The organism is Clostridium grantii DSM 8605 (assembly GCF_900129965.1).
GTDB lineage: Bacteria > Bacillota > Clostridia > Clostridiales > Clostridiaceae > Clostridium_AF > Clostridium_AF grantii.
Window position 1 is genome coordinate 64,437 of sequence record NZ_FQXM01000010.1, and the last position, 26,040, is coordinate 90,476.

24 protein-coding genes and 2 pseudogenes are annotated in these 26,040 nt (G+C 29.8%); 21 read left to right on the top strand and 5 right to left on the bottom strand.

From position 1 onward, the window contains the following. Position 1 precedes the first annotated feature (1 nt). The 7 genes from cobJ to BUB83_RS10305 all read left to right on the top strand — a co-directional run bounded on the left by cobJ (position 2) and on the right by BUB83_RS10305 (position 5,402). On the top strand, positions 2-724 hold the full coding sequence (gene cobJ / locus BUB83_RS10275; RefSeq protein WP_073338379.1) for a precorrin-3B C(17)-methyltransferase: 723 nt from the start codon (positions 2-4) through the stop codon (positions 722-724). Between the two features lie 186 nt (positions 725-910). After that, positions 911-1,696: a cobalt-precorrin-6A reductase gene (locus tag BUB83_RS10280; protein WP_073338380.1), complete on the top strand. Its 786-nt coding sequence runs from the start codon at positions 911-913 to the stop codon at positions 1,694-1,696. Continuing rightward, positions 1,693-2,421: an energy-coupling factor ABC transporter permease gene (locus BUB83_RS10285; RefSeq protein ID WP_073338381.1), complete on the top strand. Its 729-nt coding sequence runs from the start codon at positions 1,693-1,695 to the stop codon at positions 2,419-2,421. The genes BUB83_RS10280 and BUB83_RS10285 overlap by 4 nt, the downstream gene beginning before the upstream one ends. Beyond that, on the top strand, positions 2,418-2,690 hold the full coding sequence (locus BUB83_RS10290) for an energy-coupling factor ABC transporter substrate-binding protein (RefSeq protein ID WP_073338382.1): 273 nt from the start codon (positions 2,418-2,420) through the stop codon (positions 2,688-2,690). The genes BUB83_RS10285 and BUB83_RS10290 overlap by 4 nt, the downstream gene beginning before the upstream one ends. A 112-nt stretch (positions 2,691-2,802) precedes the next feature. Further along, positions 2,803-3,498, top strand: a complete 696-nt coding sequence (gene cbiQ, locus BUB83_RS10295; protein WP_073338383.1) for a cobalt ECF transporter T component CbiQ — start codon at positions 2,803-2,805, stop codon at positions 3,496-3,498. Between the two features lie 542 nt (positions 3,499-4,040). Then, a complete protein-coding gene (locus BUB83_RS10300) occupies positions 4,041-4,628 on the top strand; it encodes a hypothetical protein (protein ID WP_073338384.1) in 588 nt (195 codons plus the stop codon). Between the two features lie 102 nt (positions 4,629-4,730). Next, complete coding sequence (locus tag BUB83_RS10305) at positions 4,731-5,402, top strand: hypothetical protein (protein WP_073338385.1); 672 nt, start codon at positions 4,731-4,733, stop codon at positions 5,400-5,402. A gap of 443 nt (positions 5,403-5,845) precedes the next feature. Here the strand turns inward: BUB83_RS10305 and BUB83_RS10310 are convergent. After that, positions 5,846-7,223 (bottom strand): annotated as a pseudogene (locus BUB83_RS10310) (transposase). Between the two features lie 205 nt (positions 7,224-7,428). Between BUB83_RS10310 and BUB83_RS10315 the strand changes: the two are divergent. The 5 genes from BUB83_RS10315 (at position 7,429) to BUB83_RS10330 (ending at position 10,235) form a co-directional block, all read left to right on the top strand. Further along, complete coding sequence (locus BUB83_RS10315) at positions 7,429-7,719, top strand: hypothetical protein (RefSeq protein ID WP_073338386.1); 291 nt, start codon at positions 7,429-7,431, stop codon at positions 7,717-7,719. Between the two features lie 713 nt (positions 7,720-8,432). Then, complete coding sequence (locus BUB83_RS10320) at positions 8,433-8,948, top strand: CbiQ family ECF transporter T component (protein ID WP_073338387.1); 516 nt, start codon at positions 8,433-8,435, stop codon at positions 8,946-8,948. A 164-nt stretch (positions 8,949-9,112) separates the two neighbouring features. Then, positions 9,113-9,259, top strand: coding sequence for a hypothetical protein (locus tag BUB83_RS21925; RefSeq protein ID WP_159434072.1), 147 nt, complete (start codon positions 9,113-9,115; stop codon positions 9,257-9,259). A gap of 14 nt (positions 9,260-9,273) precedes the next feature. Next, positions 9,274-9,486 carry a hypothetical protein gene (locus BUB83_RS10325; RefSeq protein ID WP_073338388.1) on the top strand — a complete coding sequence of 71 codons (213 nt, stop codon included), beginning with the start codon at positions 9,274-9,276 and terminating at the stop codon, positions 9,484-9,486. A 386-nt stretch (positions 9,487-9,872) separates the two neighbouring features. Further along, positions 9,873-10,235, top strand: a complete 363-nt coding sequence (locus BUB83_RS10330; protein ID WP_073338389.1) for a DUF3221 domain-containing protein — start codon at positions 9,873-9,875, stop codon at positions 10,233-10,235. A gap of 644 nt (positions 10,236-10,879) precedes the next feature. Here the strand turns inward: BUB83_RS10330 and BUB83_RS22440 are convergent. After that, positions 10,880-11,329 (bottom strand): annotated as a pseudogene (locus BUB83_RS22440) (staygreen family protein); the annotation flags it as partial. Positions 11,330-12,005: 676 nt separating this feature from the next. Between BUB83_RS22440 and BUB83_RS10340 the strand changes: the two are divergent. The 4 genes from BUB83_RS10340 to BUB83_RS10355 all read left to right on the top strand — a co-directional run bounded on the left by BUB83_RS10340 (position 12,006) and on the right by BUB83_RS10355 (position 15,594). Continuing rightward, positions 12,006-12,788: an ABC transporter substrate-binding protein gene (locus tag BUB83_RS10340; protein ID WP_084133510.1), complete on the top strand. Its 783-nt coding sequence runs from the start codon at positions 12,006-12,008 to the stop codon at positions 12,786-12,788. Positions 12,789-12,882: 94 nt separating this feature from the next. After that, positions 12,883-13,575 carry an amino acid ABC transporter permease gene (locus tag BUB83_RS10345; protein ID WP_073338391.1) on the top strand — a complete coding sequence of 231 codons (693 nt, stop codon included), beginning with the start codon at positions 12,883-12,885 and terminating at the stop codon, positions 13,573-13,575. Position 13,576: 1 nt separating this feature from the next. Continuing rightward, the gene (locus BUB83_RS10350) at positions 13,577-14,302 is read left to right on the top strand and encodes an amino acid ABC transporter ATP-binding protein (RefSeq protein ID WP_073338392.1); all 726 of its coding nucleotides are present in this window, start codon (positions 13,577-13,579) and stop codon (positions 14,300-14,302) included. A gap of 224 nt (positions 14,303-14,526) precedes the next feature. Further along, positions 14,527-15,594, top strand: a complete 1,068-nt coding sequence (locus BUB83_RS10355; RefSeq protein ID WP_073338393.1) for a Gfo/Idh/MocA family protein — start codon at positions 14,527-14,529, stop codon at positions 15,592-15,594. 68 nt (positions 15,595-15,662) lie between these two features. On the opposite strand, the gene BUB83_RS10360 is transcribed toward BUB83_RS10355, so the two are convergent. Together BUB83_RS10360 and BUB83_RS10365 are read right to left on the bottom strand one after the other, a co-directional pair. Continuing rightward, positions 15,663-17,198, bottom strand: coding sequence for a response regulator transcription factor (locus tag BUB83_RS10360; RefSeq protein WP_073338394.1), 1,536 nt, complete (start codon positions 17,196-17,198; stop codon positions 15,663-15,665). Between the two features lie 15 nt (positions 17,199-17,213). Further along, on the bottom strand, positions 17,214-19,013 hold the full coding sequence (locus BUB83_RS10365; RefSeq protein ID WP_073338395.1) for a sensor histidine kinase: 1,800 nt from the start codon (positions 19,011-19,013) through the stop codon (positions 17,214-17,216). Positions 19,014-19,247: 234 nt separating this feature from the next. Between BUB83_RS10365 and BUB83_RS10370 the strand changes: the two genes are divergently transcribed. The 5 genes from BUB83_RS10370 (at position 19,248) to BUB83_RS10390 (ending at position 24,457) form a co-directional block, all read left to right on the top strand. Further along, positions 19,248-20,768 (top strand): sugar ABC transporter ATP-binding protein, encoded by a 1,521-nt coding sequence (locus tag BUB83_RS10370; protein WP_073338396.1) that lies wholly within the window; start codon positions 19,248-19,250, stop codon positions 20,766-20,768. Then, positions 20,768-21,760 carry an ABC transporter permease gene (locus BUB83_RS10375; protein ID WP_073338397.1) on the top strand — a complete coding sequence of 331 codons (993 nt, stop codon included), beginning with the start codon at positions 20,768-20,770 and terminating at the stop codon, positions 21,758-21,760. Before BUB83_RS10370 ends, BUB83_RS10375 begins: the two co-directional genes overlap by 1 nt. 42 nt (positions 21,761-21,802) lie before the next feature. Beyond that, positions 21,803-22,810, top strand: a complete 1,008-nt coding sequence (locus BUB83_RS10380; RefSeq protein ID WP_073338398.1) for a sugar ABC transporter substrate-binding protein — start codon at positions 21,803-21,805, stop codon at positions 22,808-22,810. Between the two features lie 41 nt (positions 22,811-22,851). Further along, complete coding sequence (locus BUB83_RS10385) at positions 22,852-23,841, top strand: ABC transporter permease (RefSeq protein WP_073338399.1); 990 nt, start codon at positions 22,852-22,854, stop codon at positions 23,839-23,841. Between the two features lie 118 nt (positions 23,842-23,959). After that, the gene (locus BUB83_RS10390; protein ID WP_073338400.1) at positions 23,960-24,457 is read left to right on the top strand and encodes a heme-degrading domain-containing protein; all 498 of its coding nucleotides are present in this window, start codon (positions 23,960-23,962) and stop codon (positions 24,455-24,457) included. 142 nt (positions 24,458-24,599) lie between these two features. Here the strand turns inward: BUB83_RS10390 and BUB83_RS10395 are convergent, their stop codons facing one another. Continuing rightward, positions 24,600-25,670: a GGDEF domain-containing protein gene (locus BUB83_RS10395; protein ID WP_073338401.1), complete on the bottom strand. Its 1,071-nt coding sequence runs from the start codon at positions 25,668-25,670 to the stop codon at positions 24,600-24,602. Between the last annotated feature and the right edge of the window lie 370 nt (positions 25,671-26,040).

The following is a 26,040-nucleotide window of genomic DNA, read 5'->3' on the forward strand; positions in this document are numbered from 1 at the left end:
AATGGGAAAATTATTCGTAGTTGGAATTGGGCCGGGTGGACTTGAACATATGACGATAAAGGCATTAGATACAATAAAAGAAAGTGACATAATTGTAGGATATACAAAATACTTAGAATTCTTACAACCATTAATAAAAGATAAAGAAACGGTATCAACTGGTATGATGGGTGAAGAAGAAAGATGTAGAAAAGCTTTAGAACTTGCAAAGGATAAAGTTGTTGCTGTTATAAGTACTGGAGATGCAGGTATTTATGGAATGGCGGGACTTATATTAGAACTTAGAGAGGATGAAGAAGTGGAGATTATTCCTGGTGTTACAGCATCATCTTCAGCAGGATCAGTTTTAGGAGCACCTTTAATGCATGATAACTGTAATATTAGTTTAAGTGATTTAATGACACCTTACGAAGATATAAAGAAACGAGTTAGACTTGCGGCAGAAGGAGATTTTATAATTTCTTTGTATAATCCTAAGAGCAAGAAAAGGATAACTTATCTAAGAGAAGCAATTGGTACTATAAAAGAATTTAGACCTGCCAGTACGCCAGTAGCAGTTGTAAAAAATGCTTTAAGAGAAGGTCAATCTATTAATATTTATACAATAGAGAATTTTGATGATAGTGAAGTTGATATGTTTTCTATAGTAATTGTGGGGAATAGTAAAAGCTTTATGAAGGACGGATTCTTCATAACACCAAGAGGCTATAAGATTGATAAATAAAAGGTTATTTGTAGGGGCGAGTTTCCACGCTCGCCCGCTCCCAGGCCAACATTAAAAATAATTATATCTCATGTATAATAGAAATAGACTTGATATAGAATAGGTTTGGTATTTGTGTTCACGGCGATTTGAGGGTCGGCATGGAAACCGACCCCTACAGTAATCTTTGAATAGGAGCGGATTTACATGATTGGTTTGATACTAGGTACTTCAGAAGGAAAGAAAATAGTTTCTCTACTAAATAAATTTACTGATGATTTATTTATAACAACGGCTACTTCATATGGTGGAGAGCTTTTAAAAGAGTTTAGATATAAGGAACTTAATTCAAAACCTTTGAGCAAAGGAGAATTAAAAAAAATAATTGAAGAAAAAAATATTAATATAATTATAGATGCATCTCATCCTTATGCACTTGAGATTACTAAGATGACAAAAGCTATTTGTAGGGAGTTATCCATTGATTATTTGAGATATGAAAGAGCTTCAATTATTGATAAATTTAAAGAAGAAAAAAATATAGTACTTGTAGAAAATTATGAGGAAGCCTTTGAGAAGCTAAAGGATATTGAGGGAACAGTTTTAAATACTACTGGAAGCAGAAATATAGATAAGTTTGTTCATTCAGATTTAAATAATAGAGTAATTCACAGAGTATTACCTAGTGTATCTGTAATGGAAAAATGTATAGGGCTTGGTCTTGATATTGGTGATATTATTGCAATGAAAGGGCCTATAGGATATGATTTAAACCGTGGGTTTATTAAGGAATATTCTGCAGTGGCTATGATTTTAAAAGATAGTGGAGTTCAAGGTGGAACGGAAGAAAAAATTAAAGCGGCCTTAGATTCTGATATACTAGCCATAGTTATTAAAAGGTCAGAAGAGGAATACTCAAAAGCATTTAATAATGAAAAAGATCTAGTGGATTATATAAATATTAATTATTTTCAGAAAGGACGAGTGTTATGAAGAAAAAGTATGTACTTATAATGTCGGCTATTTTAACTTTATGCATGCCATATACTGTTCAAGCTATGCATATTTCAGAGGGATTTTTACCTCCTATGTGGTGTTTGTTTTATTTTGTAATTTCTGCTCCATTTATTATAAAAGGAGTTATGGAAATTAGAAAAAAAACCAATCATAATAAAGATATAAAAATGATGTTAGGGCTTATTGCTGCTTTTGTATTCCTATTATCAGCTATGAAATTACCATCAGTTGCTGGAAGTTCATCACATCCTACAGGAACAGGCCTTGGAGCTATAATCTTTGGACCTTTCGTAATGGCTGTTGTAAGTTTAATTGTTTTACTATTCCAAGCTATATTCCTTGCACATGGCGGATTAACCACACTTGGGGCCAATGTGTTTTCAATGGGAATTGTTGGTCCTATTGTTGCTTTTATAGTTTATAAATTACTTAAAAATAAAAATATGAGAGTTGCTGTGTTTTCAGCAGCATTTCTTGGAGATATCGTAACATATATAGTTACATCTACTGAACTGGCCTTTGCAATACCTTCTACAACTGGTGGCGTATTGGGCGCTTTTGTGAAATTTTTAGGAGTATTTGCAATTACTCAAGTTCCTATTGCAATAATTGAAGGAATTTTTACTGTTATTGTTTTTGAGTTTATTCAAAAATACTCAAAGAATGAGTTAGAAATGTTAGGTCAGGAGGTAGAAGTATGAAGATTGGTAAGAAAATTATAATTGGTTTATTTATAACTTTGATGATGGTTATGTTTGTTATGGGTCTGGTGGGTGATTTTACAGGATCTGATGATTCAGCAAATGAAGCTATTATTGAATTAAGAGAAGGGTATGAACCTTGGTTTGAAAGTGTTTGGACACCACCAACTGATTTTGCAGAAAAAGCAATATTCGTATTACAAGCATCTGTAGCAGCTGGATTTATAGTTCTTTCTATGGTAAAGATGAAGAAAAAAGCATTTAACTAATATCACTGTAGGTGTCGGGTTCCACCCCGACCCGAAATACAATAAAATATAGAATTACATGAAAACGGGCGGGCGGGTTCTATCCCTCCCCTACGATTTAAGGGGAAAATAAATGTTTCGATTAATCAGCGCATACTCTAAAAATAGCAAATATAACTTAATACATCCAATGGAGAAACTAATTTTAACTATTTTCCCTATAGTAATTTTAGGATTTACAAAATCAGCAATACCTTTACTAATAAATATTGCTTTTTTTGCTTTGTTGCATTTGATATGCAAGAATCCTATTAAAATGGTAGTTAAATTTGCAGTAACTTTAACTTTATTTGGATTGATATCTACTATTACCTTTGTTTTTGATTATGGAGTTTATTATAGTCTGGTAGTGGTTCTAAAAACTTTATCAGGAGCCATGGCTCTTAGTTTTTTAGCACTTACAACGCCTATAGACCATATATTTTATTTTACTTCGAAAATGAATTGGCTAAGTGATATTACGGATATTGCTAAAAATATGGAGCGGTTTATTGTGCTGATTGAAGATGAATATCAGATAATGTATAAAGCTATGGTGGTACGTGGTGGATTTGGTGATTTTAAAGCTAAGATTCATGATACCGGAAAATTGGCTGGGCTTTTGTTTGTTAATAGTATGAATCGGTGGAGAGAGATAAAGGATAGTATTGATGCTAGGTGTTCTCGGGGATATATGCATTATAGTAGAAAGGATTTTAGAATATCTTTAGTTAGGGTTTTGGGGTGCTTGGGGTATTGTTTGGGGTTGGTTTTGCTTATAAAAAGATAATAATATATTATAGATTTTTTTTGGTTATATCAATAGCAACTAGAGTTTTTGTATATGTTAAAATTAAATAAAATTTCTTTGATAATTTTGGTTACAAGAAAAATTTATATACTTATATTAATAGTAACTCTCAAAAAAATACTTATTTTCCATTCGTTTTTATTAGCTCAAAAGGAAGGTATAATCACAATGGTATAAAAAACATATATTAAAACGACATTAATTCTAGTATTGCGAAGATTGTCGTTATTTTTTTTTTGTGATATTTTTCGACATGCAAATATAGAATATTGTGGTAATATAAAAAAGACAAGAAAATGCGCATTTATTGTTAGATAATAAAAAAATAAAACACTCATTTAAAATACCTAATCAAAGTACAGTTGGATTGAGAGCTTATTTAGTATATAAGATTTGATAGGTTGCAATGGTTTAAGTTTATAACTACCTTAAAGTATTGTAAAAAAAAAGCACAAATTGAGATTTATAATGCTATAAAAATTTTTTATCAATCCCAAATTGATAAATCTGGAGGTTTAAATATGAATTTTAAAAAAAGATACACAAAATTCTTTATCGTTCTTTTGTTACTTTTAGTGGCGCTAAGTACCACAGTTTTTGCCATTCCATATAATACAAAATATTATTCTTGGTCAAATCCATCTGGATCTTATTCCCCAGATTCAGGCAGCGTGAGAATTGATAGCTACGATTTTAGTCAAGATCAAGTTTATGTACATGCTTACTATATGAGATATGATGATACAACTATATCAAGTATCATGAGTTATTATAATAATAATTCATATTATCCTGGTATTGATATTACTGATATGAGTGATAAATTAACTTATAATGGATATTATTCTACTAATTATCCTAATCCTAAGTTTGATACAGATGATGATGATTGGGATGGAAAATGGGAAGAAACAGAAATTACAGTTTTATCACCATCCTCAATAAAAACTTCAACAGATTATTATTTTGATGTTCATTTTAGAGAATATTCACAAGGAACATATACAGGTACTATAAATATCACTGCTTCAGAAAGTATAAAACAATTTACCGAATATAATACTAAACTTTTTAATACATTAAAACAAATGTCTTATAGTACGCCATAATTAATAAATTAAAGTGAAATAAAGTAGCATAAAAAAATAGTTGTATCAAAAAAATCATTATAAATTATGGGAGAATAGAATCATTAAAAAAGGAGAGTTTAAATGAAAAATAAAAAAGTGTTAAGTTTTGTAATAGTATTATCTTTAATATTAGTATTAATGATTAATTCAAAGTCAGATGCAACGAATGTTTATGATTACAATGAACATATAAATTTTAGTATTACGAATAAAGAAGATAAAGTTAAGGTGAAAATTTATCCTAAAATTGAAACAAAAAAAGAATTGTTAGATTATACAAAAGTAAGTAAAGATAGTTTTAAAAAATTACAAAATCAAAAAAATGAATTTGATTTAATAGCAACAGTGACTTTGAATAAACCAATTGCTGTAAATGAGTTTGAGAAAGTAATAAACATGTACTCTATTGATTTAGTTAGTTTTACAATAAGAGCACTTGATAGTGAAGGTACAAGAATTACAATTGGTGGGGTGCCTGATTTAGATAGTAAAAGAATTTCACAAGAAAAGATAAATTCGTTTATTACAGAAGATATGGATTTAAAAGGTATAATTGCATTTGAATGCAAAATGAATAATAAAAATATTAAAGAAATTGATAATTTGCAAAAGAATAAGAATATATTTCTTGTTGATGTAGAGAGTTATTTCATTGAACAGCAAGTAAGTGGCAAAAATAAAGGGAAAAAAATACAGGGAGATACAGTTCCAAATATGTATTGGTTTTTAGAAGACTTTAAACTCACAGAGTAGTAGAAAAAAATAATCATAAATTTAGTGAAACAAATAATCTTATAAGTACTATTGATTATGTAGTAGAAGAAGGTAAAGATAATTATTAATAATGAATTACAACACAAGCATCCTTTTAATGCAATTTGTAAAAAAAATGCAGTAAAGGGTGCTAATGAATTTGTAAATATTATGAACAAGATTATTTAATGTATTAGGTAATTGCGAAATTCACTGATAAAAATGAATAAAAGCTAATAAGAAATTTCAAAAATGATTTTGGAAAATAAAAGTGAATTTTTTACGATTTAAAATAAGTAAACTTGAATAAAGGGCGCAACAAATAAAACTACGCTTAATTTAAAAATTAAAAATAGCTAATATCTAAGCAATTAATGGTTTTAGACTTCTGATATATTCATGCTTATGTATTTTGTTGGCTACAACAACCGTTATTAGCTGAGTTATACCAGCAAGAAGTAAGTCAGCATGAAGAGTTTTTTCGTTATGCGTCCTACGGCCCGCAATACAGTAACTGTGTTTAAATTGTTCAATACTTTTTTCTACAGCAGAACGGGTTTTATAGGTATAATTTCATTCCTCTGAACCACGAGTGGTTCCAGGATAAGAACGTAAATTCTTTTCAGGATAGATATAGAACATTCTACCGCAAGATGAATTTGTACATGGATTTTCACATAAAGTTACTTGACGACTTTTTTTAGTTTCTTTATTGTAGACCCATTTCATTTTAGGACAGACAAACTTCATTGTTGGAATTCCTGAACGTAAGTGTGTTTTACTACCTTCTCGTTTCATAGGTAATGAATGGTCGTTAGGACAGCAGGGAATACCATCTTCGTTCAAAGGACAATCAGATTCTTTTGATGCAAGTTTAGTTTTTAGTGGTATATATGCTTTTTCAAACTTTACTTCCTGTAGAAGGTAACGATAAATCTCAATGCTATCAAAGGCGGCATCACCCAAGAAGGTTTTGGGGTTTATCAATGGATGTTTTTCAAAAAAATCTTTAAGAACAGGTATAAGTGCCTTAGCATCACCAAGAGACTTATCCTCATCGGGTGAATCAGATTTTTTCTCAACAACGATATCCGGATGAGCTTTAAGAAAATCTTTATTGTAAAAGGAAATGTCTCTTATAATACCAAGGCCATTAGTTATAATACCAAATTTAAAAGCATAACAAAAATGCCCATTTATATACATCTGCTGAATAGCTGGATTAACGTCAGCGTGGGAAGGCATAGCACCATAAGCAGCTTTATAGGGATCATAATAATCATCTAAACCTTTTATCTTCTTGAAAGTTTTCAGTTGCTTTATTATGCGGTTAGCATATTTAGGGTTGTTCTCAGTGACGAAAGCTTCAAGACCAGAGGTATCAAAGATAGTCATAGAAGCAAGGTTTTCATTAATTTGTTGGCAAATTGGTTCAGTAATATCAACAAGATTGTCGAACATCAATTGTAAGTCCAAAATAAAATCCTGTTTAAAACGTGTGAATTTAGAAGCATCAGGAACTTTAATAAAACCACAGAAATCCCTTAACTATTGAGAATGTTTAAGAAAAATAATTAAAAGGGAATCTGTAGGAATAGAAAAAATTCGTTGCAAAATCAAAGCACGAAGCATAGCGTAAAGCATATATTTACGAGGTCTTCCAGTAGAAGCATAAAAATGATTTATGAAGGAAGCAGGAACTAAATCATCAAGATTAATGGTATTTTCAAGTAAAGAAAGAAACAGAGATTTATTGTTTTCAAATTTTTCTTTGCAATCAGAAAAAATATCTGCCAAAGAAAGCTGTTTATGTGTTATCATAGATATGTAACTCCTTTCTGAGGATATGGTGATTTTGTTTTTTCGACAATTCAATTTTACCATAAATCAGTGAGGAGTTATTTTATTTTGTTAAAAAAATATCCCGCTTTTATGCGGGGTGCGGCGTTTCGCAAACGCCTATTTAATGTATAGTAGAAAGGTAATATAAAATAACAAATAAATAGATGAGGAGGTGGTAATAAATATGAAGAAAAAATACTATACCTGTTTAATTTTAGAGATACTTTTGGTAGTATCAATAATTATGTTGCTATTAAAATACAATGAACTAAAAATAGATTTCATAGATGGCGATGGTATTGGGATTTATTTTTTAGGATTTGAAATTAATGATAGAGTTAGTAGCGGAGAAATATCTGTTTACAGAAATATATTCTTCAATACTTCAATTATGTTTTCAATTATAGCGTTTATAAATGGTTTTTTATTAATCAATATCAAAAGGAAATACAAAGCTTTAAATAATAAAGAATAGAGTAAGATTAGCAACATAAACTAAAGGGCGCAACCACCGAAGGAGTATAAAGTTAAGACTTATCAGCTAAGATTCATCCCTAAGGGGTTGAACACTACCCAACTAGTGTACAAATATGAGAAATTTAGCATCAGGGAAACCTGATGTTTTTTATATTGAATGAATATTTGTATGAGTATAAATATGAAGTTATGAATCCGGACGGCAGATATTTCGGAGAGTTCAAAATTGAGTTATCAGAAAAGCTTTAAATAAAATTAGTGTATATCGTTTTTGATAACAAGGGGGTGAACTCAATTTTGAGCAGATTCTCTTAACACGGTTCATGGAATAATCTATACCTAATAAGCAAAAGTTGAAATTAAATTAAAACTTAAGTATTAATATTATATTGTGGAAGAGTTAATATAAGTATTGAAAGAGAGAGGAGCATTCAACTAAACATCAGATTTGCATTTTTAATCAGGAAATTATAAATAAATATTTAAAGTATAAAGAATAGATAGTGTAAAGCGAGTTATGAAAAAAATGAGTTTTAGAAATTTGGCATCTAACGATGAGAACAATTAAAAAAAACTAATTTTGTCTATCAAAACTTTAAATTTAGGTATTGTTTTCCTATATTAATTTTAGGATTCACAAAATCAGCAATACCTGGATTGATAAATAGTTTTTTTGTTTTTTTACATTTATTTTGCAAGAATCCTATTAAAATGGTGGTTAAATTTGTAGTTACATTAACCTTGTTTGGATTAATATCCACTATTACCTTTGTTTTTGATTATGGTATTTATTATAGTTTGGTGGTGGTTCTAAAAACTTTATCAGGGGCTATGGCTCTTAGTTTTTTGGTTTTAACAACCCCAATTGATGATATTTTTTATTTCGCATCTAAGGTGAATTGGCTTAGTGATATTACGGATATTGCTAAGAACATGGAGAGATTCATTGTATTGATTGAAGACGAGTATGGAATAATGTATAAAGCTATGTTGGTGAGAGGTGGTTTTAGTGGATTTAAAGCTAAAATTACTGATACAGGAAAATTGGCAGGACTTTTGTTTGTGAATACTATGAAGCGGTGGGGAGAGATTAAGGATAGTATTGATGCTCGGTGCTCTAGGGGATGTTTGGTTTATAGTGAGAAGAATTTTGTGTTTTCTATTTTGAGAGTTGCTTTGTGTGTTGGATATTGTTTGGTTTTGGTTGGGATATTGGTGCTGATTTGATTGCCTTCATCTTTTGTGGCGGGGCCTTTTGTAAGCGAAAATTTAGGTTTTATAAAGAAATTGATTTTCATCACTTTCAGAGCGTGTAACTATGAGTATTATTATTTATCCAGTATTTTTAAGTGTATTTAAGAATAATACGTAATATTTTGGAGAATATAATTTTGAAAGGAGTATTTATTATGAGTAAAAAAAACAGAGAAAAGAAAAATAATGATAATAAAACAACTAATAAGAAGAGTGCAAATCCCATCACATTAAAGACGGATCCTGATATGAAAGAACCTGTGAAAGGTATGCCGGAGATATAATAGGGAGGCTAACAATGCATAAAAAAAGTCATATAGATACAGCAAAATTAGATGAAGTGCCCATGGGTGATTCTTTTGAATATAAGGATGTTGTAGAAGATGATTTTCCATTAAAAGATAGGCCTGAGGATGGATTATTTTTTAAAGCTGAAGTAGATAGGGGCATGTATGAATCAATTGTATTAAAAAAGGACACTGGAAATAGAGTTTTGTACGAAAAGAAATGATGGAGAATTCAAAAGTCTCCATCATTTCTTTTTTAGTAGTTTAACCATAGGAATATATTTATCTTATCTACTCTTTTTCTTCCTGCATTGGTGAGGCTTGATTTTCCTTCCTCTAAAATTATGATGAATTCTTTCAATTCATTTTCATGAATTGCCTCAATTATAGATTCTGTTCGCTTTGCAAAGTTAATGGGTATGCAATTTCCTTGCAATTCAAAAAGAACTAGTTTTAACTCAGTGTAATATTTCTTAGGCACGGCTATATTTTTTAAATAGAAAATTTAATATCATTTCAGAAAAACTTCTAAGAGGAGAGTCATGAATTATAAAATTAAAATAGCACATAATAATCATAGATAGAAAAACTATGAGAAGGGATGTTGTAAATGAAAGCTAAAATATTTGTGGTATTTTTCATATCTTTTATGTGCTTTACAGGATTTTGTAATAATGTTTATGGGTTAACTAATGCTGTTCCTGAAAATGAACAAAAAGAAGTGAAAAAAGATAAATATGAAATGGTTACAGGAAAGATAAAAAAGATTATAGTTAAGGATAAAAAAAGATCATTACTAATTGCAGATGAAAAGGGAAATGAATATATTTTTCATATAGGAGAATATACAATAGTCACAACTTTTGATGAATTAAAAATTGGGGATGAAGTAGATATTATTTTCAATGGTATATTAACTATGAGTATTCCACCTCAAGGAAATGCAATTATAATAAATGCACTAAAAGTATAATGGGAAATTTAAGTAAAAAACTAAAAATTTAATTTAAAATACCTACCGTAATGTATCTTGGCGGTAGGTATTTTAAATTAGTTCTATATTAGGTATAAGACAAAAACTATTATACATTAAATTGTTATTCCTGAACTATTAGTTATTTCGTTAGCAATGATAGCTACGCCGCTAACGGTTGTTCCCGGTTTTAATCTGGGTTGCCCAGAAGGATTAGATGGGTAACCGTTTTTTGTGTATTTTAATTCAGCTATAAAGCTCTTAATACCTCCCCCTGAAACAAACATGAGTATATCACCAAAACCATTTGTTTTATTATTGGTGATAATAATAGGATTACGAACTAGTGAAAATTTTGATATAAGTTCATACCTGTTGAGGGATTGCTTAAAAATTGCTGCACTACAGCCACCAGTGCCACATACTGTAGGGCCTATAAGATATACAAATATTTCGGGTTTTCCATCTTCATCAAGGTCAATTCTATTATAGTAATAGGTTATTTTATCCTCTACTGGGTCTAGGTTAAAAGCTTCTATAAAAGCCTTTTCAAGTTTTGTATCTCTCTTTTTTTCGGAATCTAAACATTTAACATTGGTTAAATCCACTCCATTATAAGAATCAGGCAAACATCTTCTTTCGAATCGTGTTAAATTATAATCTGAAAAAGTCCCCCAATTTTCTATTCTGTTGAAATAAGGATTTATTGAATTAAAGTAAACTAATATTGGTACATTATCTAATTCAGGATAAGCACTAAAGAATTTATTATCGCCATATCTTATAGCTTGCAGAGCAAGGGGTAATTCTCGTATAAATATTGCATTTCGTATAGCGGTTACAGTGGGGCCTAAGTCACCATCTACATATAAGTGAACATAGAAAAAATAGTTGGGTCCTATTTTAAACCACTCACCAAGCACTTCATCTCTCATAGCATTTATTTTATCATAGGCATATTTTAAGCCTATATTTAGAAAAAGTTCAGCGGTTAGATCTGAATGGGTAAGGGTGTATATTCTGGGCATAATTGGGATTGTGGGGGTAACCAATTGAAAATCTACTGAAAGTTTTTTGGGATTAAAAGTACTCATTTTTACCTTCTTTAAATATTATTTAACATAATAATAGTATATTAAGGATTTTACTAGTTGACACTATTTTAGTTGAACTTACTTTTGTTGGTTAATCATATAGATTACTAAATATTTGTAGAGATTAGTTTGGCTAATATTTAAGGAATACTTACCGTTTTAATGGAGTGGTAAGTATTATTGCAGTATGTATTGCATTTATTCCGATTTTGATTTATTGAGGATGGTATATGGAATTAAAAAAATATAAGTTATGATATCTTAGGTAAAGAATTTGACAGGAATAGCCAACAAGTATATAATTTAATAGGAAGTGTTTTACTATATATATTGTGAAGTAGATGGGATTATTAGCCTGTTAATGAGCTTATCAACGTATTATAAATTTAATGTGGTGGTTTGTTAGTTAACAAAAGAAGAGTGAAAATTTCGTTGAAAAATATTATCTTTTAGAACTGTGGCTTGTTTAGGATCAAGTGGTCATAAACTATACTATGTTTTCGTGGTATAATGTGAGCTTTAATTAATTAAAGTGAAACTTAAGCACTCTAACTCTATTATAAATAGAGTTAGAGTGCTTTTTTTGTATTCGTTAATAGCTTTATTTAACAATTATAAATATATAAGGTAAAAACACTTCTAAAAAATATAAACTAAAACTGTAGGGGGATTAATAATGATTAAAAGGTTTATGTATTTAATTATGACGGGGATTTTATTATTTGTATTAACAGCTTGTGGGAGTTCTTCAAAGACTACTTATGAAAATATAATTGAAGATAAAGAAATGAATTTTGCAATGACAGGAGCATACCCACCGTTCAATTTTATAGATGACAATGGAGATTTAACAGGGTTTGATATTGATATTGCAAATGCAATTGCAAATGAACTGGGGGTAAAAGCTAAACCGATTACCACAGCATGGGATGGTATTATTGCAGGATTGACTGGTAAAAAATTTGATATGATTATTGGAAGTATGTCAATTACTGAAGAAAGACTAAAAGAAGTAAATTTTACTAGTCCATATTATTATGATGGAGCACAATTCTTTGCAATGAAGGGTTCGGGATTAAATTCCATTGAAGAGTTGAAAGATGGAAAAGTTGGGGTTGTTACTGGTACAACCTTTCATGATGCATTAAAAGAAATGGGAAATATAAAAGAGATTCTTCAATTTGAAAGTGATGTTGATAACATTATGGCGGCAGAACAAAAGCGTTCAGATGGATTAGTTACAGGGAAATTTGTTGGGTTGCAAGCGCCTCAAAAATACAGTGTAGACTTAGAACCTATAGGACCTCTTTTATATGCTGAAGAAATTGGAATTGCAATTCGAAAAGATGATACTAAGTTATTGGAAGAAGTAAATGCTGCTTTGAAAAAAATTATAGAAGATGGTACTTATGAAGAAATCAGCGATAAATGGTTTGGAGTTAATATTTTGAATAAATAAACATTATTAGAAGTTTGATTTTAAGGGTAATATTCTAAAATATTACCCTTTGTTATGAAGTTATATATTTATTAAGAATGGGGGACATGTATTAATGCAAGTATTAATATCTATTTTTCACAGTATAATAGTTTTTTTTTCTACAGCAATTACATTCGCACCTAAGTTTATTCCAGGTGTAGTAGCTACATTAGGGTTATCATTTTTTTCTATTATTTTCGGTATGGTATTTGGTTTAGTTGCTGTATTACTTAAATTATCACGGAAAAAGTTTTTGATGAGGATAACGGATATTTATATAACTATAGTTAGGGGAACTCCGCTGTTATTACAATTAATTTTTATTTTCTATGTGTTACCCAGCATAGGTATAAAAATAGGTAGGTTTCCTTCTGCAATTATTGGATTGGCTTTTCATAATGGAGCATATATTAGTGAAATTTTTAGAGGCGCAATTGAATCTATTCATTATGGGCAAATGGAGGCAGCTAGATCAATTGGGATGACAAAACTACAAGCAATGAAAAGAGTTATTCTACCACAAGCATTTAAACGGTCTGTACCGGCACTTGGAAATCAATTTATAATTGCTGTAAAAGATTCTTCGTTGGCTAGTGTTATAACAATAACGGAAATAATTCTATTAGCAAGACAATTTTCAGCGGCAACTTTTAAAACTTTCCCAATTTTATTTGTTGCTGGAGGCTATTATTTAATAATTACTATGGGATTAACAAAGATATTAAATATTATCGAGTTGAAATTAAAAGTAAATGAAAGGAGTTAATATGATTAAAATAAAGAATTTGCATAAATACTATGGAGAGCTTGAAGTACTTAAAGGTATAGATATGACAGTAAATGAAAGTGAAGTTGTTTGTATGATTGGTTCTAGTGGTTCTGGGAAAAGTACGTTACTCAGATGTATTAACTTTTTAGAAAAGAAAGATTGCGGAGAAATATGGATTGATAAAGAAATGGTAAATCTAAATGAGTCTGATATAAATCATATAAGAAAAAAAGTGGGGATGGTTTTTCAAAGTTTCAATTTATTTCCCAACATGACAGTTATCCAAAATGTTATGGAAGGGCCAGTGACGGTTAAGAAAATTAATAAAGATAAAGCTAAGAAGCAAGCATATAGATTACTTGAAAAGGTAGGCTTGGAAGAGAAAGCAGATGAATATCCAGCTATGTTATCTGGTGGCCAAAAACAAAGGGTTGCTATTGCTAGAACCCTTGCTATGGAACCTAAAGTTGTGTTATTTGATGAACCGACATCAGCATTAGACCCTGAATTAGTAGGAGAAGTACTAAAGGTAATGAAGGAACTTGCAAATGATGGGATGACTATGATTGTGGTTACTCATGAAATGGGATTTGCAAAGGAAGTGGCAGATAGGATTATATTTTTACATGAGGGAGTTATTGCTGAAGAAGGCACATCTAAGCAAATATTTGAAAACCCTCAACATGAAAGACTACAGGGATTTTTAGAACAAATTTTAGTTTAATAAATATTTATATAATGCATAAATCCTTAACATTGAATAATACGAAGAGATGAATGAGATAGTAAGGAAGTTGAATATTCATAGAGATACATTAAATTATAGATTAAATAAAGTTTTTATTGCACTTGCTATTATATAAATATTATACTTGAATTGAGGAAAGTTCTAGATAAAAAAGTAAAATAATTATTGAATAGATAAGTTAAAAAAAGGTGGAATGCATCATGACAGCAAATTTTATATTGATTGGATATGGGTGGAGAACAGAGTATTTCTATAGGGTTGTAAAAGCTTTGCCAGAACAATTTACAATATCAGCAGCAGTTTTAAGGACAAAAGAAAGAGCAGAAGAGATAGCAAAAGAAAAGAATATATTTGCTACTGAAAATTTGGAAGAAGCCTTAAAGACTAATCCAGATTTTGTAGTACTTTGTGTTCCAAGAGCCATTGTGAAAGAATATTTGGAAAAATTAATGGAGAAAAATATACCAGTATTATGTGAGACTCCGCCTGCAAAAGATGTAGATGAATTAAATCAATTATGGCAAATCAAAGAAAAATATAATGGAAGGATTCAAATTGCAGAGCAATATTTTCTACAACCATTATACTCAGCATGGTTAAAGGTAATTCAAAAAGGTTTTATTGGTGATGTTTCAAATATGACTTTATCTGCACTCCATGGATATCATGCAGTAAGTATTTTCAGAAAAATACTTGGGATACAATATGAAAATTGCAAAATCTCAGGGAAAAAATACATGTTTAATGTGACAAAAACTAATTCAAGAGTAGGAATTGATAGAAGTGGTACTATGATAGAATCTGATAGGAGTTTAGCTACGATAGAGTTTGAAAATGGTAAGGTTGGATTTTTAGATTTTTCAGGGGAACAATACTTTTCTTTAATACGTACAAGGAGATTGAATATTCAAGGTGTGCGAGGTGAAATTAATGATATGACAATCCGTTATTTAAGCGAAAAAAATATTGGAGTAACTGAAGAGTTGAAAAGACTTGATTATGGTATTTACAATATCAGTGATTGGTCACATCAAGGTATTATGCTAGGTAGTGAATTTGTGTATGAAAACCCATTTCAGTTTGCCAGATTAAATGATGACGAAATTGCAATTGCAGATTGTTTAAAGAGAATGAAACATTTCGTTGATACAGGGGAAGAATTTTATTCCTTAAAAGAAGCCCTACAAGATACATATATTTCTTTTATAATGGAGAAAGCACTTGAAAGTGAAGAAACTTTAGAAACACAACCTCAGACTTGGATATAAAGTAAGCTTAAATGGTATTAAATCTTGTACAAAGAAAGAAGTAACTAAAACTCAAAATTGAGTTTTAGTTACTCAAGCCTTTTTTTTCTGAACTCAGAGGGAGTACTTCCTGTAAAACGACGGAAAACTGTGCTGAAATAAGTTTGATTAATATAACCAATGGAGTTACTGATATCAGTTATTTTAAATGCAGAATTTAATAATAAGTATTTTGCTCGATTAATTCTGATATTAGCTATATAATTTGTTAGGCATTCTCCTTCATATTTTGCAAATTCTGTGCTTATATAAGAAGGGTTAAGATTTACATAATCAGCAATAGAAGTAAGCGATAAATAGGGATCAGAATAATGTTCTTTAATATAGGATTTAACATCTTCCATACTTTTATTTGTTTGATTATAATGCAGTGGTTTTATTAGTGTAACAACTTCATCTAGCATTTCAAAGGTTTTTTCAAACATATCATCAAAGGTGGAAAAAGAAAGAAAACCATAGCTATTTAATTTATGTGGAAGTTCCAAAATTTGTCCTGATTTTTTAATACCATCTATAAATTTATAAAATACATTCCTAAGTAATAACCTAGCATCCTCAATGGATAAGTGATTTTCAATTATATTATTTTTCTGCTTTGTTAATTCTTTTTTTGCTTCATCAGTATTGCCTTCAAATAACATACGTATTATTTTATCTTCATTAGAAAATAAGGAGTTATAAACATCAAAATCAAAAGTATCATGAAATCCTAACTCGTTGGATTCAATATTATTTGAGAATCTAAAGGTATCATTATTAAATGATTCAAAATAAGAATCAATAAGCTTAGAGATACCTTTATAAATACCGCCTGTCCATACTCCGAAAGGAAGAGCAAAGGATTCTCCTAATTTTTCACTCATTAAGTTTACCACCTTGGCAATATTATATTTTAATATTTTGTCATCGCTGTTCATAATACAAAAAACAATGCCTCTTGATGAAGCTTCTATCAACACATAATTTTTTTTAGGAAAACACTTATTCATAATTTCTTGTATTTTACTTTGAAAGGCCAATAAAAATATATTTGATTTCATGTCGTCATGACGGCATCTGATAGTAACAACACAAAAATAATTATTTTCACAGTCATTACATAAATATTCATAATTTGAAAAATTCCACGCTTTATCAAAATCAAAAAAATTACGTTCAATGATATTTTTTAATGGTACATTATATGAATCAAGATTATATTCTTCACGGGCACGATTTACCTCAGTTAGTAATTCATCGATATCAATAGGTTTAAGTATATAGGAAAAAGCTCCATATTTCATAGCTTCCTTGGCATATTTAAAATCTTCATATCCACTAATAAAAATAAAAGGTAATTCCGGATATTTTGAATGTAGTTTTTTTTGTAACTCAAGACCATCCATAAGAGGCATTTTTATATCACTTATAACTATGTCAGCATAATTTTCTTTAAAATAATCAAGGGCATCTAAGCCATTTTTAGCTGTATATTCAACAGAGTAACCATATTTTTGCCAGGGAACTGTTTTTTCAAGTCCTTTCCTTATTGTATATTCATCGTCTACAATTAATACTTTTATCACTTTGAAATGCTCCTTTCAAATTTTTAGAGTATTGTTTGCCAATTCTTTATCTATCTTAGGAAGTTTTATATGAACTGTTGTATACTTACTATATTCGCTCATATAATAAAGTCCATAATCTTCACCAAAATAAATTTTAATTCGTTCACTTACATTTTTAACACCATATCCTCCAGCAGAATCTGTATTTGAAGAAAAACTATCATGAACCATCTCATTGAGTAAAGTTAATTGATCAGGGGTAATTCCTATGCCATTATCAGTTATAGAAATAATTATATAATCTTCTTTGTCTATAGTAGTAATAAGTATATGACCCTTGTCTTCTTTATTTTTTATGCCATGGTAAATAGCATTTTCTACAATAGGTTGAAGTATTAATTTAGGCAAAATATAATTGTTTAATGCTGGATTATGCTCAATATCATAATCTAACATATCACCATATCTAAGCTCTTGAATTTGTAAATAAAGAGAAATTTGTTCCATTTCTTGCTGTAAAGTAATAATATCTTCCCCTTTTCTTAAAGATGACCTAAAGAATTTTGTTAAAGCCATAATTGCAGCTATTGCTTTATCTTTCTCATCAAGGCGTATATTCCAAGCGATGGTATCCATTGTATTATATAAAAAATGGGGATTGATTTGGGCTTGAAGAGCTTTGAAATTTGCTTTTTGCAACTCCTTCTGTTCATATTTGATTTCAGCCATATATTCATTTGATTTTGAAACCATTTTTTCAAAGCTATGATATAAAGTAACTATTTCATCGTTTGTATTAGGTATATTCATCTTAATGTCATAATTACCATTTTCTACCTCAAGCATATATCTAGTTAACATATCAATAGGCTGAGATATTTGTTTAGCTCTACGAAGGGAAATGATAAATGTTGAAGGTATGGCTATTATTAGCATTATAATTATAAAAATATATAGATATAAAAGGGTGCTTTTTGCAATTTTATTTTCTGAAATTACACCAATAATTTTCCAACTATTAGATAAAGTTTGTGAGTAATAATATTTTGAGTTTTTAATATTTTCTAGAGATTCACTGTTATTTAAAGAAGAATCTAAGTTTATATCGGGATTACTTGAAAAAATAATATTATCCATATCATCAAGTACATAATAATGGTTTGATTCAACCCAAGTACTATTATTTAATATATCAAAAAAAGTTGATGTTTCAATATCTATAATAATAATACCGATTGGTAAATTCGTTATATAATCAATAAAAGGAACACCATAAGATATAAACTCTCTGTCGGCGGAAAGAGAGACAAAAGAATTCATATGGGGTGGAAACCATATAGGGTCCTTTGAAGAAATAATATTCTTATACCAAGAAAAAATCGAGTAATCTTTTTTTTGTACAGAAGTAGTATTTGTTTGATATTGGCCGCCATTGTTACTTATGCAGTAAATCCCAGCTATTTCAGGCATAGAACTTTTTTGAATTAAACTTAAAGAAGTATTAATTTGAAAATTACTAATAAGATTGTAAGGACTGTTTTTATCAGAATAGCGCATAACTACCTGTAACTCAGGATTATTTTGTATACTGGCAGCAATATTATTCGTTACAATTTGTAAACGATTTATTTCCTGGGAAGCGTAGTTTGTTATTTCATGAGATAAAGAAACTGAATTGTTTAAAATTGCTTTATAGCATATAACATAAGAAACAAAAGATGTTACTAAAACGGGAATAATTGCTAGTAATAAAAAATTCACGAATAATTGATTTGAAAACTTTCTTGTTTTTTTTACTTTATCAAATAGAGTGTTGATTTTTTTTATTTTCATTGTTTTTACTACCTCTTTTAAAATAGTAATATTTTCAAATTAATTATATCATGGTGAATTTAATAGCGCAACTTAACTAAATATAGCTATAACTAGAAAATTTAAAATATTATCTAGAAATCCTTTATTTTATCAAATGGATTAATTTGTTATTATTTTAATATAAAGAGTATAGCAAATGAGGTTGTGTAATTAATACTAGTATTGTGACATGCAATGGGAAAGGAGTAAAAAATGCAAAATTCAGTAGTTGAACCCATTTTATCTGTTAAAAATCTCAAAAAGGCTTTTTCGGGCAAAACAGTAGTTGATGGTGTATCCTTTGATCTTTATCCTGGAGAAATTATTGCACTAGTTGGAGAAAATGGTGCAGGAAAATCAACATTAAAGAATATGCTATGTGGATTGTTGAAACCTACTGAAGGACAAATTTTTGTTGATGGGGCTGAAATTCAACATATAAATGGTTTTGAACACGGTATTTCAGCGGTGCATCAAGAACTAAGTTTATTTCAAAGTTTATCAGTAGCAGCAAACATATGTATTACTCAATTGCCTGGTAGTGCAGGAAATGTGGATTGGAAAAAAGCTCAAAGAATTTCAAAAGAACAGTTAGATTTTCTAGGTACTGACATTGACCCTAATACATTAGTAGAATCTTTAAGTGTGGGTAAACAGCAGATAGTAGAAATTGCTAAAGCATTACTTCGTTCAGATCGATTATTAATATTGGACGAACCTACTACATCTTTAACTGCACCAGAAAGAGAAAAATTATTTACAATTATGAGACGTTTAAAAGAAAAGGGTATTGCAATTCTTTTTATTTCTCATTTTATGGATGAAATATTAAGTATGAGTGATAAATATATTGTACTCAGGGATGGAAAACAAGTCGGACATGGAAATATTGAAGATGTTTCAAGAAATGCTTTGGAAGAAATGATGGTTGGAAGAACTATTGGAGAATCCCAAGTAGATATTGGAACACCAAGAGAAGAAGAGGCTATAAGAGTTGAACATTTAAATTCCTATGATTTTCATGATGTTTCATTTTCAGTTAAAAAAGGAGAAATACTTGGAATTGCAGGATTAATAGGTGCAGGTAGAACGGAAGTAATTGAATCAATTTTTGGAGTAAGAAAATCAGAAGGCAATATTTATATTAACAATGAGCTTGTGCCTAATGTAACCGTTGCCAAGATGAAAGAAAGAAAAGTGTGTTTTGTTACAGAAGATAGAAAGGCTAATGGGATTTTCCCAAATCGATCGGTTAGAGAAAATATTTCAGCAGCTAGTATAATCCGGTTTATTGAAAGAAAAGTAAAAAGACTTGGATTTAAAGGAGAAACACTTGAAACTAAAAAAGTTGTTGCAGAAATGAATGTTTCCATACCTCATATAGAATCTAAAATTACAAGTTTGAGTGGTGGTAACCAGCAGAAAGTCATAATAGGAAGATGGTTATCTACAACACCTGAAATAATAATATTGGATGAACCAACAAAAGGTGTTGATATTGGAGCAAAATTTGATATTCATAACATGATAGCAGATTTTGCAAAAAAAGGAGTTGCTGTAATTATTGTTTCTTCTGATTTGCCTGAATTATTGACCTTAAGTCACAGGATTTTAGTAATGAGGACTGGCCATATTGTAGGGGAAGTAAATAAAGACGAATTTGACTCTGTAAAAATTATTTCTATGGCAGCAAGTTCTGCATATAAAAATGCTGAAGAAAGGGGGATATGTTGATGGAAAAATTCAAAGAATTTTTGTCTAAAAAAAGATGGATTTCAATAGCATTTGCAACAATATTTATAGGGTTTATATTGTCCTTTCTTTCCCCGGCATTTTTGAAAGTAACTAATATGCAAAGTATTTTAGTTCAATCAAGCATTACTGGTATTATGGCAATAGGAATGACTTTCATAATATTATCTGGAGGTATTGATATATCAATAGGTGCAATTTTATTTTTTACATCCTCATTATTTGCAAAGCTTATGCAGACAAATAATTCTATTCCATTGGTGTTTGCAATAGCAATACTTTTTGCTCTTGTGTTAGGAGCAATAAATGGAGTATTAATTGTAAAATTTAAGATAGCTCCCCTCATTACTACTTTGGCAACTTACACAATATATAGAGGAATGGCTATACATTTAACATCAGCACAAAACATTCCAGTTCCTAGAGAGGTAGGTTTCCTAGGTAATGGGAGGGTAATGGGAGTTCCTGTTCCAATTATTCTTTTGTTAATTATTTTTATAATTGGCACATATCTATTCACTAAAACTAAGTTGGGTGTATACGCTATGGCTATAGGTAATTCAGAAAATTCTGCAAAAGAGTCGAATATACCTGTTTATTTTGTTACAATAGTTGTATACATAATTGGTGGATTTACTGCAGGCATTGGATCTTTAATACTTATAGCTAGAGTTGGAGGACTTCAATCAGGAATGGGTATTGGGATTGAATTCACTGTTATAGCAGCAGTAGTTCTTGGTGGAACTAAATTATCTGGTGGTTCAGGAACAATTATTGGTAGTGTAATTGGGGCTGTATTTTTAGTTTTAATTGATAATGGACTAAATTTAATAAATGCATCTCCATATATATATGATGTGGTTAAAGGCGGAGTGCTTTTAGCAGCTGTAATGATTGAAAAAATCTCAATAGGAAGACAATCTAAACTCTTATTAGAACAAAAGGCAAATAGAATTAGATGTTCGGTAGAGTAAAGTCTTAAAATAAACCAAAATATCAAGGGGAGGTTTTAATTTATGAAAAAATTATTAAGTGTATTGGTATCAGTTGTTTTAGTTGCATCATTAGCTGCATGTACTAGTGGAAAGACGGCTAGTACTGGAAGTACAAGTAACTCAACAGAACAGAAATCAGAAGGAACAAAAACCTTAGGATTTTCTATTGACCAACTTTTTGAAAGTAGAGCAGCTGTTGTAGAGGCAGCAAAAGGTGAAGCGGAAAAAAATGGGTATAAAGTAATCGAAGTAGTTGCAGATGGAGATGCACAAAATCAAAACTCACAAATTGAATCTTTAATAAGTCAAAAAGTTGATGCCATTCTTGTATGTGCAGTAGACCAAAACACAATTGAAACTGCATTAGTAAAAGCAAAAAATGCTGGAATTCCTATTGTTGCTTTTGATAGAGATTTACCAGAAAGTAAATCAATAAACACATTTGTTGGTCCAGATTCAATTGCAGATGGTTTGGCAGCTGGTGAATATATGGTGGAACAATTAAAAGATCAAACAGGTGAAATAGTGGTACTTGAATTACTTGGAGCATTAAATGACCAAAATGGTATCGATAGAAGTAAAGGATTCAATGAAGCATTTAAAGCATTACCAAATGCAAAAATTATTCAAATGCCTACAGATTGGGATTCACAAAAAGCATTAGATGCTACTCAAAATGCATTCCAAGCAAACGGAGATATAAGAGCGGTATACTGTGCTACAGATACTCAAATACCAAGTGTTGAAACAGTACTTACTGATATGGGAAAATTAAAATTAGTAGGAGAAGATGGTCACGTAGTAGTTTGTGGGATAAATGGTAGCAAAGATGGATATGAAGCAACTGTAAAAGGAGTTTCTGATGGAATAGTAGTTATGGATTTAAAAACTACTGGCGAAACTGCAGTTCAAAATGCTATTGATTTAATTGGTGGCAAAACAATAGATACAGATACAGTTATTCCAGGTCAATTTTACTCAAATAAAGATATTGAAGCTAATAAAGATAAAATTTGGGGAGTACAATAATAATAATAAGAATGGGGGTGCCCCTTTAGGAGTGACATAGTATGAATAAGGTTAATAACAATAATAAAAATCAAGTAAATAAGTTGCATAATACTTTAACTATTGCCAATAGATACCCTACTGTTTTTATTGTATTATTGTTAACCATTGCTTTCTCAGTTATTTCACCGTTTTTTTTCACTGGTGGAAATATGAAAACAATAATGGCTGGAAATGCAATAATAATGATAGCGGCAATTGGTGAAACACTAGTGTTGCTTACCGGTGGAATAGATTTATCAATTTCTACAGTGGTAAGTGCCAGCGCTGTTCTTTCTGGTACGGTAATGCTTCATACAGGAAATATATTTCTTGGGCTAATTGTAGCTTTAAGTGTAGGAATTATTTTTGGGTTGTTTAATGGAATACTTATTGGATATTGTGGCATGACACCATTTATAACAACTATGGGTACTCAGCTTGTTGCTAGAGGAATAGCATTTATTGTTTCTCAAGGTATTGCGGTTAAGGGAACGCCTGAAGCTCTTATGAATTTTGGATTTAGCTTTTTTGCAGGAATCCCAAGTGTTACAGTAATAAGTATAGTAATGATTATTATTAGTTCTGTATTACTTACAAAGACTACATGGGGAAGAGAAGTTATTTTGTTTGGAAGTAATCGCAAAACAGCAGAATATACAGGTATTGATGTAAGAAAACTTGAAATGAGTGTATATTTATTATCAGGATTATTTGCTGGCGTAGCAGGGTTTATAAGTATAGCAAACTTAGGTAATGCAATACCAGGTGTAGGAGATACTATTTTACTTATAATTATTGGTGGTGTAGTTATAGGTGGTACAAGTATGAATGGTGGAGAAGGATCAATTATAAGAACAGTTATTGGTGTAGGTTTATTGGCTATTTTGACAAATGGATTAAACTTAATTGGGGTACCATTCTATGATCAATTAATTATACAAGGTATTTTGATTTTCATAGGAAATGCAATAGCTACAAAATTAAGTGAAAAATCCCCTTATGCAATGTAACATAAATCACTGATATAAATTTCTATGTTTTATATGTACAAAAAGAGACTTTTCCACTGAAAGATTGGTGAGAAAGTTTCTTTTTGAATTTTTAACTTAAACTAAAGGATAGTAATTTATGGAATATTTAGAAATTTTAGAAATATTGAAGCAACAAGAAGAGGTTTTAAAATTTAAACATTTTACAAATGCAGATGCATGGGAATTAGGAAGTATCATTGTAGAAGAGGCCAGAAAAAATAATTTTCCTGCAGCTATAAGTATTAAATTAAATAATGGCTACACTGTTTTCCAATATGGATTTGATGGTACCGGACTAGACCATAAAAATTGGATGGAAAGAAAAGAAAATACAGTGAAGGTAAAAGCAATGAGTTCTATGCGTGCTTATGCCACATTAAAGGTACAAAACATAACTCTTGCAGATTGGTTTTTAGACCCTATGGAATACTCTATATGTGGGGGAGCATTCCCAATCAACGTTGAAGGAATGGGAATAATTGGAACTATTATTGTGTCAGGCATTTCTGTAGCAATGGATCATGATTTAATTATTGAGGGTTTGTGCCAATATTTAAAAGTTGATTATTTGAAAAGAATTAAAGAAGATTTTTAATGTTTTTGGGTCGTAAATCTTTTGTCTAGTGTGATTTATGGTATGTAGGAGTTACTGACCATAAATTTATAAGCATGATAAAAATAGATATAAAAAAAATACCTTCAGTGTAAAAGCATAACTGTGGGTATTTTTTTACTAGTTAGAAACAAATTTTATTTCTGCCACTTCTTTTCGCTTCATACAATTTGATATCGGCAACTTCTTTTAAATTTTTTGTATTATCAACAGTGTCAGGATACATTGCAACTCCTATAGAAACTGTTATTTGTAAGTGTTTATTCTTCGGGATTGAGAAAAGATGTTTTTCCATATTTATTCTTATGCGCTCAGATATGGCAAGAATTTCATTCATGGGTAAATCTTTTATAATTACTGTAAATTCTTCTCCGCCAATCCTAGAAACAAAATAATTTTCTTCACAGGATTTAAGTAACACAAGACTCATCTCTTTTAAAACTTCATCTCCTGCAACATGACCATAGGTATCATTTATATTTTTAAAGTGATCTATATCTAAAATCAATAGGGATACTCTTTTTTCATTAGAAACGATATTTTGAAGACTATTATAAGCAAGGTCAAACTGCCGAGTATTATTTAATCCAGTTAAGAAATCTTTTGAAGATTCCTTTTTAAGATTTTGAAATAGGTTGTATACCTTTGTAAAATATTGAATTAAGTAGTATATAGTTATTGTAACTATTATTGAGATTACCCAATAAATTAAAAGAATACTCAATAAATTGCGAGTGTTATCATATATTACACTAATAATAATACTATAGATGGTTAAGCTATAGACGGTCATAGTAATCCATTTAAGTTTAAAATTTATATTAAATTTCGATATAAGCCCTAATCCCACACTAACTGTAAATATTCCTATTGAAGCAATAGTGGATGTAAGAGTAACACCTAAGTATATGAGTCGAAAAACTGCAGAAAGCAAACCAGCAATTATTGTAGGGACAAAACCACCAAATATTGCTAGTAATATCTGCGTTATATGTCTAGAATCCATCACTACTTTTGGAGTAATGTGTATGCTAAACTCAATTAATATAATCGTTGTAAATCCACCCAGAATTCCTAATAAAATCTTTGTTTTAAGGTTAAAAATGATACTATTTTTTTTGTTAGTAATTATTTGACTTGATATAGATAATATTGTTATAAGTATGCATGCATTTGTAAATAAATCTTTCCACATTTGAAACTCCTATCGATATAAAAAATTCATATGAATATAATATTTCAAAATTTAGTATAACATATTTTTAATAATATCGATAATTTTAGTTTTTAATAATTGAAGAATGAGGTTACATTTATTCATATGAAAGATGCAAATTTAGCAGAGTCCACAGAATAATATAAGGGAAAAAAGAGTTATATCTTGAAAAAGCTACAACAAGCATATTTGTTGTAGCTTTTTCATGGTTAAAAAATAAAAAATGTAAGCATATTTATTGGCTATTATAAAATATAAATAAGATAGGTCTAATTTTCTATTAAAGAAACTAAAACATAATGATTAAGGGAAGGTGGATGGTTTACAATTTATAAATTTTCATAATTCA